Source organism: Mesobacillus sp. QJM3NY_10 (assembly GCF_056173465.1).
The window spans coordinates 3,659,853-3,672,323 of sequence record NZ_CM149675.1 but is presented as its reverse complement, the minus strand read 5'-3'; the positions used below and the strand labels follow the sequence as shown (position 1 = coordinate 3,672,323).

Sequence of the window (12,471 nt, the reverse complement as noted above, 5' to 3'; positions counted from 1 at the left end):
GAATGAGTGCTTTTTTCGTTTAATGGACAACAGGACTTTTTATATTAGTGTGAGTGAAATCACTTTCCATATCAGGGTAAATGTCATATCCTGATTATGGGGGTAAATTGTAAGCGTTTACAGAACATATAGGAGGAATCGTAATGGGAGAGAAAAGATTCGAAACAAAAGTTATCCATTCTGGATATAAGTCTGACGAATTCAGGGGAAGCCTTGCGCCTCCGTTATTTCAAACTAGTACGTTCACTTTCGATACTGCTGAACAGGGTGAAAGACGCTTTGCCGGAGAAGAGGAAGGATTCATTTATTCACGTCTTGGAAACCCTACAGTTGCTATGCTTGAGGAGCGGATGGCAACGATTGAAAAAGGGGAAAAAGGCCTTGCGTTTGGATCAGGGATGGCTGCTGTCTCTGCGATATTAGTAGCGCTGACACGCACAGGCGACCATATCCTTTGCTCACAGGGCGTGTATGGCTGTACGTTCGGACTTCTGCAGCTCATGAAAGAAAAATATGAGATCAACCATGATTTTTCGATGATGTCGACGAGAGAAGAAGTATTGGCTGCCATTACCCCAGAGACAAGAGTCATCTATATTGAAACGCCGATCAACCCAACAATGAGACTGGTTGACCTGGAAATGGTCGCGGACGTTGCGAAGGAAAAAGGGATTCCAGTAGTTGTTGATAATACATTCAGTTCGCCATATCTCCAGAATCCGCTCGAGCTTGGATGTGATTTCGTCATCCACAGCGCAACGAAGTATATTTGCGGACATGGTGATGTCATTGCCGGTGTAGCGGTCGGGCCAAAGGAGATCATGACTAAAATATCGATGACAACGCAAAAGGACATTGGCGGCGTTATTTCACCATTCGATGCATGGTTATTGCTTCGTGGTTTGAAAACATTGCCGGTAAGGATGGATCGCCATTGTGACAATGCGGAAAAATTGGCAGCGTATCTTTCTGATCATCCTGCAGTCGAAGAAGTCATTTTCCCTGGCGACCCTAAGCATCCTGATTATGCAATTGCGAAAAAGCAAATGCGCAAGCCAGGCGGCCTTATTTCCTTTAACATCAAAGGAGGCCAAAAAGAAGCGCAGGCATTCATCAATAAGCTAAAGCTCATTAAAATTGCTGTAAGTCTTGGTGATGCAGAAACACTGATTCAGCACCCTGCGACAATGACACATGCTGTAGTTCCAAAAGAAGCAAGAGAAAAAATGGGGATCAAAGACAACATGCTCCGACTGTCAGTTGGATTGGAAGCATGGGAAGATTTAAGGGATGACCTTGAAGCAGCATTCGAAGCTGTAAGGAAAGAAAGCACTATGGAGACTGGCTCGATTTAAGAGAATCCTAATTTCAGTTAGAAACCCTCCCGGAATTCGGGAGGGTTTCTTTACGTTTTCTATTTAAAACTAGCTGATGTACTGCACCAACACTGCAACGAATTCCTCAAGCTTTTGCTGGTCTAATTCGTCAAAACGATTTTTTTCTGGTGAATCGATATCAAGAACGCCAAGTAGGTTTCCGTCCTTGACGATTGGAACGACGATTTCCGATTGTGACGCGGCATCACATGCGATGTGGCCCGGGAAGGCATGGACATCTTCTACTCTTACTGTTTCCTGCTTGGATGCGGCTGTACCACAAACTCCTTTACCGAACGGGATCCTTACACAGGCTGGAAGGCCCTGGAATGGTCCGAGGACAAGCTCGCCATCTTCCATCAGGTAAAAGCCGACCCAGTTGACGCGATCGAGAAATTGGTTCAATAAAGCAGAAGCGTTGCTAAAATTCGCAATCGCATTCTTTTCATCTTCCACCAATGCTTTGAGTTGCTTTATCAATAAATCGTAATTTTTTTCACGGCTGTCGCTGTATGTTTCGACTTTAAACACAGTTTTTCCCCCTCATTCTTGAAGTTTTAATCTACATTGTATCAAAAATCGGCGAAACAATGGAGACTTTGTCGAGCTTTTTATAAAGGAATTTTAAATGATTTCCAGAAAGGTAAACAGTAAGGTTAATTGCGGAAAGTGAGGGGTGGGGCAATGAGAAAAAATTCAAAAGCTGCGATTATTGATGCGGCCATTTACTTATTCAATACGAAGGGGTTCAATGGGACATCAGTAAGGGATATTGCGGCAAAGGCAGACGTGAATGCAGCGAATATCTCATACTACTTCCGGAATAAAAATGGACTCCTCGAAAATTGTTTTACTGTTTTCTTCGAAAGCTATATGGAAGAATTGGAAAAAGGCTTTTCATTACTGGAATACGGTGCGGAATTATGCCTGAACGCAATGGTTGACAATGTATTGAGATACCAGTGCCAAAACAGTCAATTGACAAGGTTTATTTTAAGAGAGATGACAATAGACTCGCAGGTTGTCCGGGAAATTATGTCCACCTATCATGTGAAAGAACGCTATATGTTTAAAAAGGTGCTTGAAGCTGGAATGGGGAACGGAGAATTTAAAAAGCATTCCATTCAGTTCAGCATTTTACAATTAAAAGGGCTGCTGTCGATGCCGTTTTTGAATACCCATTATGTGACGGAGGTTCTGCATGTGCAGCCTCATGAAAAATACTTTGCTGATATGCTCAGCTATGAGATTTCACAATGGATCAAAGGAACCCTTTGTGCAGATCATAAAGTGCCGGAGAAAATGTTGATCAATATATAGGAAACCGGTAAAGCTGCCGGTTTCCTTATTTTTTTATGTGCATTCGCTCAAGGCCCTGTCCGAGCTCCTTCGCCTGGTGCGCATCTGATCCGTAAACGAGTTGGATTCCACGCTTTTTGGCTTCGCTTATTACCCAGTCTGGAGGATATGGCTCACGGCATAAAGGTTTTGCTGTTCCCGCTCCGTTATAATCGAGCTCATAGCCCTGCTTCGCAACAGTCTCCAGAATTTGAATGATCTCCACCATACATTCCTGCGCAATTGGATATTTTAAACGGAATTTATTCGCCAGGGTCATATGTCCGATTCTTTTTGGCTTATATGGACCCAGGTCAGCAAGAATGGATTTCAGTACAGTTTGATAGTAATGGCGATGGATAGTTTCCACAGATCCATATTCTTTCACCATTTCTCCAAAGTTGTCCGGGCTGTAATCAAGACAATCATATTTTCCTGAGAGGTTTTTCAAAAAATGAACGGATAGAACGGCATCATCGAGACGAGGACCGAACTCGTTGAGGAAATTGGCAGTCTGAAGTTCGTATCCTTCGATAAAATCAATCTCAAATCCAGTATTGATTTTAATTTTCCCGCGGTACTTTACCTTCGCTTCTTCTATAGCTTGAAAATAAGGCTCCAAATCCTCATAACGCATTGCGCTATCCTTCATTGGTGTAGGATCTATGAATCCTTCCGGCAAAGGGGCGTGCTCAGCGAACGTGATTTCTGTATAGCCGAGCTTCAGCGCTCTCTCGATGTAATCATCTATCGAATCTTTAGTGCCATGCGGGCAAAAAGATGTGTGTACGTGCCCATCTTTCATGATTTCAGGCCTCCTAAAGTAATATATTATGCGAGATTTCAAGTTAAATCGGCTTAATTCGGATAATTTCAACAAAAAATATGAATTTAATAGTCAAAAATTGTCGTTTACATGGTAATATAAATACATTATACACGCATTTATAAATTCATTTTATATAGAAGGATTCAGAACTTGGAATTTGTGAGGCCAGGGGGATAACAATGGAGTACATAATCGGCGGAATAGCTATATTGATAATTCTTTTTTTAATCGGATATTTTATGAAACGGAAGTATTACAGTGAGGTCGACCGGTATGAGTCATGGAAAATCGATATCATGAACCGGCCGGTGCTGGATGAAATGTCAAAGGTAAAACAGCTGAACATGACTGGCCAGACAGAGGAGCTTTTCGAGCGCTGGCGCCAGGAATGGGATGAACTTGTTACGTCCAAGCTGCCAGGCATCGAAGATTATTTGTTCGATGCTGAAGAGTACATTGATAAATACAGATTCAAAAAGGCGAAGGAATCTCTTGCCGTCATTGATCGTAAGCTTACGGAAACAGAGGATAAGATTAAAAAAATCCTCGGTGAGTTGAATGAGCTTGTCGGTAGCGAGGAGAAAAATCGAGAAGAAATCGATGGTCTGAAGGAGCAATACAGGGATAATAAGAAAAACCTTCTATCACACCGCCACAGCTTTGGAAGCGCTGAGGCCAGTCTCGAAGCTATGCTTGAAAACATCCAGGCAAAATTCATCGATTTTGATGAAAAAACGGATAATGGCAATTACCTTGAAGCAAGGGAAACTGTGTTGTCCATCCAGGCCCTGCTTGAACAGGTATCCAGCAAGATGGAATCCATTCCAGCGCTGCTGCATGATTGTCAGTCGGTCATTCCTGCCCAAGTCAGCGACCTGAAGGACGGAGTCAGGGAGATGGCTGCACAGGGATATGTACTTGACCATCTGAACGCAGAAAAAGAGGTTGAGGAAATCGGAAAGGAACTGACTGAATATCGGGCTTCCCTTGAAAAGGGCGATGTTGAAATCGCTGATCAGGGCATTCAAGGGTTAAAGGAACGTGTTGAGAAGTTATTTGATCTCCTTGAAGCTGAGGTCCTGGCTAAACAATACATTACGAAGACAGAACACGAGGCAAAAGAAACCCTCGTAAAAGCAATAACAGAAAGCAAGACGTTGAAAGAAGAGACAAAGCATATCCAGGAGAGCTATCACCTGAATGATAAAGAGTTGTCGGCACAAACGAATGTAGAACAACAGCTCAAAGGCCTGCTTAAGCGCTTCGAGTTAATCGATCACAGAATTACTGAAAACGACACAGCGCAAAGCCTGATAAAGGTGGAGCTTGAAGAAGCGAAGCATCAGCTTGATGAGCTTGTTGAAGAGCAAAAAGTATTGATGGAAAAGTTGAGCGCCCTAAGGAAGGATGAAATGGCGGCTAGGGATAAGGTATGGGATCTGTCGAAAAAGATTTCCGAACTAATCCGGACCGTTTCTAAAAGCAATATGCCTGGTTTGTCACAGGAATACAAATACCTTCTTGAAGATGCCAATGAAAGCATCAAACAAGTCAATGAAAAGCTTGAGGAGAAGCCGCTGGATATTCCTGTTGTCCAACAGTATTTAGAAATCGCTGTGCTGACGGTTGAAAAGCTTGAAGCATCGACTGAAGAAATCGTCGAGACCGTCATGCTGGCTGAGCGAGTCATTCAATATGGCAACAGGTACCGCAGCCGATATCCTTCGGTTGACCGGGGACTCCGAGAAGCAGAAGAGTATTTCCGGAATTACGATTATCGTGATGCACTTGAACAGGCGGCTACTTCCATTGAGGAAGTAGAACCTGGTGCCCTGAAGAGAATCGAGCAAATGTTAGCTGAAAAAGAGTGATGAAAAACGTGGGTCTCCGTCATGGAGACCTGTTTTTTTGGGAGATACAGGCTTCCGGGCATACTATATAATGTCAATTCCGATTATTTTTCAATTGATTACTTCGTATGATAAGATTTCTAGTTAGCATAAACGTATTGAACAAGGGGGGATACGGTGATTTACTTAGACAACAGCGCAACAACTAAACCCTATAAGGAAGTATTGGACTCATTTGTAAAGGTCTCAGAGGATTTTTTCGGAAATCCTTCATCACTTCATAAAATCGGCGGGCAGGCAGAGAAGTTGCTACAGCAGGCGCGTTCCCAGGTTGGCAAGCTGCTGAATGTAAAAGAAACGGAAATCCTGTTCACATCCGGAGGAACGGAAAGCAATAATCTTGCGGTTAAAGGAATCGCGATGGCTCACCGGGAAAGAGGCAGGCATATCATAACCACAAGCATTGAACATGCATCCATCCACAATGCTATGGTGCAGCTTGAATCGCTCGGCTATGAAATAACATATGTAAAACCAGATGGTAACGGCTTTATCAGCGTGGAGTCAATTCAGAAAGAAATGCGAGATGATACTATCCTGGTGTCTGTGATCCATGTCAATAATGAAATTGGCACCATTCAGCCTATAAAGGATATTGGAACCTTGCTTAAAAAATATCCAAAAGCGTTTTTCCATGTTGATTTCGTTCAGGGAGTTGGGAAGGTGCCATTGAACTTTTATGAAGCCGGAATCCATTTGTCCACCATATCGGGGCATAAATTCCATGGGTTGAAAGGGACAGGTGCCTTGTTTATAAAAGAAGGCGTCCGTTTGTCTCCATTATTCTCCGGCGGAAATCAGGAATGGAAGCAGCGAAGCGGAACGGAAAATGTAGCAGGCATGGTTGCAATGGCAAAGGCACTGAGAATGACATTTGAACAGAGTAAAGAAAAGCTGAATCAAATGGAAGCAGCGATGGAAAGATTAAGAAGTGGTATCAGCCAAATCAAGGAAATCACCATTCACACGCCAATGGAGAATCGTGCCCCCCACATCTTGAACTTTTCAATCAAGGGGTTGAAGGCAGAAACATTTGTACATGCGCTGGAAGAAAGAAATATATATGTATCAACCACAAGCGCCTGCTCCTCCAAAAAGAAAGCTGCAAGCAAGACCTTGCTGGAAATGGGAGTGCCACAAGATGAAGCAGAAAGCGCGATTAGAGTCAGCCTGACATACAGCAATACAGTAGAAGAAGCAGAGATAGCAACAAAGGCAATTGCTGAAACAGTAAAACATTTAAGCGAGGTAGTAAAGAAATGATGTATGACCGTATTTTAGTTCGGTATGGAGAAATATCGACAAAAGGAAGAAACAGGAATAAATTCATTGATCGACTGAGAAAAAATATTAAAAGAGCTTTAAGCAACTATCCGAATGTAGCCATCAAGGCAGAACGCGACCGCATGTTCATCCTTCTTAATGGCGAGGATAGCGACGGAATTGGAGAGAAGCTGAAAGAGATTTTCGGGATTCAATCCTTCAGTCCGGCTGTAAAAGTTGAAAAAGATCTCGATAAAATGAAAGATGCTGCACTCGAACTTTTCAGGAAGATTCATAAGTCAGGCCAGACTTTTAAAATCACTGCTAAACGTTCGGACAAGACATTTGAATTGGATACAAACGGAATCAACTCGGAATTCGGTGGCCACATCTTAAGGAATGTTGATGACTTGAAAGTAGACGTCCGCAACCCTGATATTAATCTTCAGATTGAAATCAGGAAAGAAGCCGCTTATATTTCGGCTGAAACGATAAAAGGTGCTGGCGGACTCCCTGCTGCCTCTGCGGGCAAAGGGATGCTGATGCTTTCCGGGGGAATTGACAGTCCTGTAGCAGGTTACCTTTCAATGAAGAGAGGTCTCGAGGTTGAAGGCGTCCATTTCTTCAGTCCTCCATTTACAAGTGAGCGAGCAAAACAAAAGGTTATCGATCTTTCGGAAAAATTGGCAGAGGTAAACGGCCACTTCGCACTTCACATTGTGCCTTTCACTGAAATCCAGCAGGCAATTCACAAGCAAATACCGGAAAACTATACGATGACAACAACAAGGAGAATGATGCTCCGCATAACGGACGCCATCAGGGAAAAACAGGGCGGCCTTGCGATCATCACTGGTGAAAGTCTTGGGCAGGTAGCGAGCCAGACGCTTGAAAGTATGTATGCGATCAATGAAGTGACTACTACACCAATCATCAGACCTTTGATTACAATGGACAAACTTCAAATCATGGATATTGCTCAAGATATCGATACCCATGACATATCGATCCGCCCATATGAGGATTGCTGCACGGTTTTTGTTCCTTCATCACCGAAAACAAAACCAAAGCTCGATAAGGTTCAAAACTTTGAAAGCTACTTTGACTTCGAGGAATTGATCCAAAAAGCCGTTGAAGCAACGGAGCGTATGGTTCTCAAACCGGCTTCAGAACGAAAAGATGATTCAATGGATGACCTATTTTAATTTATGATTTATGATGAATTTGTGAACAATTACCAATTAAAGATTTGAATTAAGCCATGTGTTTTTACACACTCTATACTCACAAGGAGGTGAAACACATGGCAAACAACAACAGCTCAAATCAACTTCTAGTACCTGGAGTATCACAAGCTCTTGACCAAATGAAGTACGAAATCGCTTCTGAATTTGGTGTACAGCTAGGCGGAGAAACTACTTCTCGCGCTAACGGTTCTGTAGGTGGAGAGATCACTAAGCGTTTGGTTCAAATGGCTGAACAACAACTTGGTGGCGGATTCTCTCGCTAATTAAAAATTAATAATATGGCTACAAGGAGCGGGGCAGATGCCTCGCTCTTTTTTTGCAGGAAAAATTATTATATCAAAAAAGTGTTATCATATAATTTTAAATTTTTAAATAATTTTGTATAATAGGAATTGGGGATAAAGAAGGCAAGTAGTCGCATAAGCGAAACTGGCCTTAACAAAATATTGAGGGGGAAGAGTATGAACAGAGAACAATTGATTGCGCCACAAAAGTATAATCTTGTAACTGAAATGGAGCGTTTCGCTCAGGATCAGGAAAGAAAAGCAATAATCTGGGAAAATGAAGCAGGCAGCACAAATGAGATTACATACCGTGAACTACTAAAGAATGCGAATAGGATTGGAAACGTTTTCTCGGAACATGGCTTGCAGCAGGGGGATGTCGTATTGGTCGTCGTACCGAGATTGATTGAGGCCTATCAGGTTTATATTGCATCCTTGAAAATGGGGTTAGTTGTCATCCCTAGTTCAGAAATGCTAAGAACGAAAGATTTTCAATACCGAATCAACCATGGCGACGTAAAAGCGATTGTCAGCTATGCTCCTTTTACCAATGAATTCACGGGGATCGAGGAAGCGAATGCCCTGCCTAAATTCGTTATTGGAGACGAAAAGGAAGGATGGATCCATCTGGATTCCGAAATGGAATCTGCTTCGGACGACCTTCCGCTGGCTGATACAGAACGCGATGACATGGCATTCCTTAGCTACACCTCCGGAACGACTGGCAATCCAAAAGGGGTCGTCCATACACATGGATGGGCATATGCCCACCTTCGCACAGCAGCGACGAACTGGCTTGGCATCGAGGACGGTGACACTGTCTGGGCCACTGCAGGTCCTGGCTGGCAAAAGTGGATCTGGAGCCCGTTTTTATCCGTTATGGGAACCGGCGCAACCGGCCTGGTTTACCAGGGTAAATTCGAGCCGCAAAAGTATTTATCACTTTTACAAAAATACAATGTGAACGTCCTTTGCTGCACACCTACGGAATACCGTCTGATGGCGAAGGTAGAAAACTTAAATGATTTTAACCTGCCAGGGCTTCACAGTGCGGTTTCTGCTGGAGAACCGCTTAATCGTGAAGTAATTGATACATTTAAAAAGCATTTCAATGTCGAGGTGCGCGACGGTTATGGACAGACAGAAAACACATTGCTTGTCGGCGTGACAAAAGGCATGGAATTGAGACCGGGATCGATGGGCAAGCCAACGCCTGGAAACAGGGTCGAGATCATCAATGAAAATGGTGAGCCCTGTGCTCCAGGAGAAGTTGGAGACATTGCTGTCCATGTTGAAACACCTGCGTTGTTCAAAAATTATTACAAGGATCCAGAGCGGACAGCGATGCAGTTCCGTGGCGATTATTACGTAACAGGGGACAAAGCGAGCAAAGATGAAGAAGGCTACTTCTGGTTTGAGGGGCGCGGCGATGACATCATCATCAGCTCCGGCTATACAATCGGGCCTTTTGAAGTTGAGGATGCACTGGTAAAACATCCTTATGTAAGTGAATGTGCTGTAGTCGCATCACCGGATGAAATCCGCGGCCATATCGTCAAAGCATTTGTTGTCCTGCGTGATGGCGTAAGCCCTGAACAGGAAAACCTTGTGGCTGAGCTGCAGCAGCATGTGAAGGAATTAACGGCTCCATATAAGTATCCAAGAAAGATTGAGTTCCTTGAAGAACTTCCAAAAACAACATCTGGTAAAATCCGCCGCATCGAACTAAGGAAAAAGGAATTGGAAGGGGCAAAATAAAAGTTTAACAAGAGGCAGGCCGCTGGGTCTGCTTTTTGTATTTAGTTTAAGCTCTAATTATTCAGTGAAGTAATATTTGATCACAGCAAAAAGCAGTGGATGCGTTGAGGTTGAAAACTTGGGTATATTTAAATTAGAAGGGGTGATTATTTATGAAAATCGAAATTAGAGAGGCTGCATTGGAGGAGTTAAGTAAGGTCCAATTCGGCGAAAGTGAAGGAATCAGAATTTTAGCAGAGTTTGTTGGGACATGTTCGATCGCAACGGACATTCAACTGCAAATTGAAGAAAAGCAGGCAGATGATGAAGTGATTACAGAAAGCGGTGTTAACTTTTTCGTACCAGAAAAATCGCTGGAATCCCTTCCAAGTAAAATATTCTTGGATTTTAAGCCAGGTTTCGGCTATAAAATATCTTCTGCCGAAGAGACATTTGGCTATAACTTCAAGTTAAAACCACGAAATGAAAAATAACCCGGTCAGGGTTATTTTTCATTATTACATTAAACAGTGTGCATAAATTGTTTGTTATTAGTCTTAAAAAAAGATTGTCAGTCCCCAGCGTTCCCCTTTATAATGATATTATTTCGAGTCTAGAAAGATTAGGGGGCTGTTCGGATGGATAAAAGGACCGAACAACAAGCTGGTGTCCTATACGCAGCTTTTTCTTATATATTGTGGGGATTCCTTCCTGTTTATTGGAAGCTTTTAGATCATGTAAATGCTGATGAAATCCTGGCTAATCGTGTATTCTGGTCATTTTTCTTCATCGCCCTTATTCTGGTCATTAATAAGAAATGGGGACTTTTCACAGGGACATTGCTCGGGCTGGCCCAAAACAAAAAGCAATTAGCCGCCCTGGCTGTGGCATCAATGCTAATCAGTATTAACTGGTTCATGTATATCTGGGCTGTGAATTCAGACCAGATGATCGAAGCAAGCCTTGGCTATTATATCAATCCGCTCGTAAGTGTCCTTCTTGGGATGGTATTCCTGAAGGAACGTCTTTCCATGCTGCAATATGTGTCGTTTGCGCTCGCAGCAATCGGTGTATTAATCATGACGATTTCCTACGGACAATTTCCGTGGATTGCTCTATCACTCGCAATTTCCTTTGGCCTGTACGGATTGGCGAAGAAATTGATCAAGGTAGATTCTGCTGTCGGCCTTGCGCTCGAAACACTGGTCGTTATGCCGCTCGCAGCCATCTACATTGGCTACCTCCTAAACCAGGGAACGAACTCACTGTTTGCTGGTTCATTGTCGACTACGCTGCTGCTGGCAGGCGCAGGGGCAGCTACGGCAGTTCCACTGCTCTTTTTTGCTAAGGGAGCTCAAAGAATTCCGCTGGCAACACTTGGGATCCTGCAATATATTGCACCGACATTGACACTGATCCTTGGAGTTTTCGTCTATCACGAAACATTCTCGACAATCCACCTGCTTGCCTTCACCTTTATCTGGTCAGCATTGATCCTTTACTCTTTATCAAGGACAAAGCTGGCATCAGCGTTGACAGTTAAGTGGAAAAAAGAAAAAGGAATGCCGATGTAAAAGAAGAGAGCTGCGGATTTTCCGCAGCTCTTTTCAATTATAAGAATGTCCTCTTCACTTTTTCCCAGAAAGAGTTGTCCTTCAGTTTGACAGTCTTGATGATTTTGTTACTCAATTGTATATCGAATTTTTCAACATGCTGGATGCTCAGAGCTTCGTTATCCATTCCCATGATAGGATAATCATTGCCATCCTGGGCAACCTTGAAGGTAAGTTTACGGTCTCCACTCAGGATGAAGGATGAGCCGAGTGTACGGTAATCATTGTTGTTCACTGAAGCAAGTTCGCTCACCTGCATGCAAGGCAGCAGCGGGTCGACAACTGCGCCGTTTACAGACTTGTTATACGCTGTGCTTCCCGTAGGAGTAGCAACGATCATACCGTCTCCACGGAAGGTCTCAAAATGCTTGTCGTCGATATATACATCCATGACAAAAGCTTTAATGATCGCTGAACGGACGCTGAATTCATTCAAGCAGCCAAATGTCGTATCACCATCGATTGTTACCTCGATCGTCGGATAGCGTCTGACTTCGATTTGTGCATTTGTGATTGCTTCAATCATTTTATCCGTATCCTCGAGATGGAAATCGCAATACATATTCAGGGAGCCAGTAACTGAAATACCGGCATATAGGCAATCATCCCGGAAGCCGGTCTTTCTGACAGCCTGCAGGAAGGTCCCGTCATCACCAACGCTAACTATAATATTTGCGGTGCGATAGTCGGACACGATATTGAAATCATAACGGCGAGCCAGCTCATAAAGAGGCTCAACTTTTTCCAACATAGTTGTGTCGGGTGTATGGTGAAAATAAATATTACGGCGATCTGGCATATAAATTCCTCCAAACATTTCGTATTTCTTCCATAATTTTACCCACTTTTGAAATCTTTTGCTAAAATAAATGTT

12 protein-coding genes are annotated in these 12,471 nt (G+C 43.2%); 9 read left to right on the top strand and 3 right to left on the bottom strand.

Annotated features, from left to right (window positions below; translation table 11 throughout):
• Positions 1-143 precede the first annotated feature (143 nt).
• Positions 144-1,355 carry a methionine gamma-lyase gene (gene megL, locus AC0VX7_RS18485; RefSeq protein WP_215033953.1) on the top strand — a complete coding sequence of 404 codons (1,212 nt, stop codon included), beginning with the start codon at positions 144-146 and terminating at the stop codon, positions 1,353-1,355.
• 69 nt (positions 1,356-1,424) lie between these two features.
• Here megL and AC0VX7_RS18480 read toward each other — a convergent pair whose 3' ends face one another.
• Positions 1,425-1,907: a GAF domain-containing protein gene (locus AC0VX7_RS18480; protein WP_475425354.1), complete on the bottom strand. Its 483-nt coding sequence runs from the start codon at positions 1,905-1,907 to the stop codon at positions 1,425-1,427.
• Between the two features lie 153 nt (positions 1,908-2,060).
• Here AC0VX7_RS18480 and refZ point away from each other — a divergent pair, with 153 nt between their 5' ends.
• Positions 2,061-2,696 carry a forespore capture DNA-binding protein RefZ gene (gene refZ, locus AC0VX7_RS18475; RefSeq protein ID WP_475425353.1) on the top strand — a complete coding sequence of 212 codons (636 nt, stop codon included), beginning with the start codon at positions 2,061-2,063 and terminating at the stop codon, positions 2,694-2,696.
• 25 nt (positions 2,697-2,721) lie between these two features.
• Here the strand turns inward: refZ and hisJ are convergent, their stop codons facing one another.
• Positions 2,722-3,519 carry a histidinol-phosphatase HisJ gene (hisJ, locus tag AC0VX7_RS18470; protein ID WP_475425352.1) on the bottom strand — a complete coding sequence of 266 codons (798 nt, stop codon included), beginning with the start codon at positions 3,517-3,519 and terminating at the stop codon, positions 2,722-2,724.
• Between the two features lie 203 nt (positions 3,520-3,722).
• On the opposite strand from hisJ, the gene ezrA reads away from it, so the two are divergent.
• From ezrA to rarD, 7 genes are all read left to right on the top strand, one after another.
• On the top strand, positions 3,723-5,414 hold the full coding sequence (ezrA, locus tag AC0VX7_RS18465; RefSeq protein WP_475425351.1) for a septation ring formation regulator EzrA: 1,692 nt from the start codon (positions 3,723-3,725) through the stop codon (positions 5,412-5,414).
• A gap of 156 nt (positions 5,415-5,570) precedes the next feature.
• On the top strand, positions 5,571-6,716 hold the full coding sequence (locus AC0VX7_RS18460; RefSeq protein WP_475425350.1) for a cysteine desulfurase family protein: 1,146 nt from the start codon (positions 5,571-5,573) through the stop codon (positions 6,714-6,716).
• Positions 6,713-7,921: a tRNA uracil 4-sulfurtransferase ThiI gene (gene thiI, locus AC0VX7_RS18455; protein WP_475425349.1), complete on the top strand. Its 1,209-nt coding sequence runs from the start codon at positions 6,713-6,715 to the stop codon at positions 7,919-7,921. The genes AC0VX7_RS18460 and thiI overlap by 4 nt, the downstream gene beginning before the upstream one ends.
• A gap of 98 nt (positions 7,922-8,019) precedes the next feature.
• Complete coding sequence (locus AC0VX7_RS18450; RefSeq protein ID WP_023626976.1) at positions 8,020-8,226, top strand: alpha/beta-type small acid-soluble spore protein; 207 nt, start codon at positions 8,020-8,022, stop codon at positions 8,224-8,226.
• Between the two features lie 198 nt (positions 8,227-8,424).
• A complete protein-coding gene (gene mbcS / locus AC0VX7_RS18445; protein WP_475425348.1) occupies positions 8,425-10,005 on the top strand; it encodes an acyl-CoA synthetase MbcS in 1,581 nt (526 codons plus the stop codon).
• 152 nt (positions 10,006-10,157) lie between these two features.
• Positions 10,158-10,478 (top strand): iron-sulfur cluster biosynthesis family protein, encoded by a 321-nt coding sequence (locus AC0VX7_RS18440; protein WP_475425347.1) that lies wholly within the window; start codon positions 10,158-10,160, stop codon positions 10,476-10,478.
• A 144-nt stretch (positions 10,479-10,622) separates the two neighbouring features.
• Positions 10,623-11,558: an EamA family transporter RarD gene (gene rarD / locus AC0VX7_RS18435; protein ID WP_475425346.1), complete on the top strand. Its 936-nt coding sequence runs from the start codon at positions 10,623-10,625 to the stop codon at positions 11,556-11,558.
• Positions 11,559-11,595: 37 nt separating this feature from the next.
• On the opposite strand, the gene AC0VX7_RS18430 is transcribed toward rarD, so the two are convergent.
• Positions 11,596-12,396, bottom strand: coding sequence for an NAD kinase (locus AC0VX7_RS18430; RefSeq protein WP_475425345.1), 801 nt, complete (start codon positions 12,394-12,396; stop codon positions 11,596-11,598).
• Positions 12,397-12,471 lie beyond the last annotated feature (75 nt).

Bases quoted from the DNA above. Each gene is read 5' to 3' on its own strand.
- rarD (WP_475425346.1), top strand. From the start codon at position 10,623: ATGGATAAAAGGACCGAACAACAAGCTGGTGTCCTATACGCAGCTTTT.
- thiI (WP_475425349.1), top strand. From the start codon at position 6,713: ATGATGTATGACCGTATTTTAGTTCGGTATGGAGAAATATCGACAAAA.
- refZ (WP_475425353.1), top strand. From the start codon at position 2,061: ATGAGAAAAAATTCAAAAGCTGCGATTATTGATGCGGCCATTTACTTA.
- AC0VX7_RS18450 (WP_023626976.1), top strand. From the start codon at position 8,020: ATGGCAAACAACAACAGCTCAAATCAACTTCTAGTACCTGGAGTATCA.
- ezrA (WP_475425351.1), top strand. From the start codon at position 3,723: ATGGAGTACATAATCGGCGGAATAGCTATATTGATAATTCTTTTTTTA.
- mbcS (WP_475425348.1), top strand. From the start codon at position 8,425: ATGAACAGAGAACAATTGATTGCGCCACAAAAGTATAATCTTGTAACT.
- megL (WP_215033953.1), top strand. From the start codon at position 144: ATGGGAGAGAAAAGATTCGAAACAAAAGTTATCCATTCTGGATATAAG.
- AC0VX7_RS18440 (WP_475425347.1), top strand. From the start codon at position 10,158: ATGAAAATCGAAATTAGAGAGGCTGCATTGGAGGAGTTAAGTAAGGTC.
- AC0VX7_RS18430 (WP_475425345.1), bottom strand. From the start codon at position 12,396: ATGCCAGATCGCCGTAATATTTATTTTCACCATACACCCGACACAACT.
- hisJ (WP_475425352.1), bottom strand. From the start codon at position 3,519: ATGAAAGATGGGCACGTACACACATCTTTTTGCCCGCATGGCACTAAA.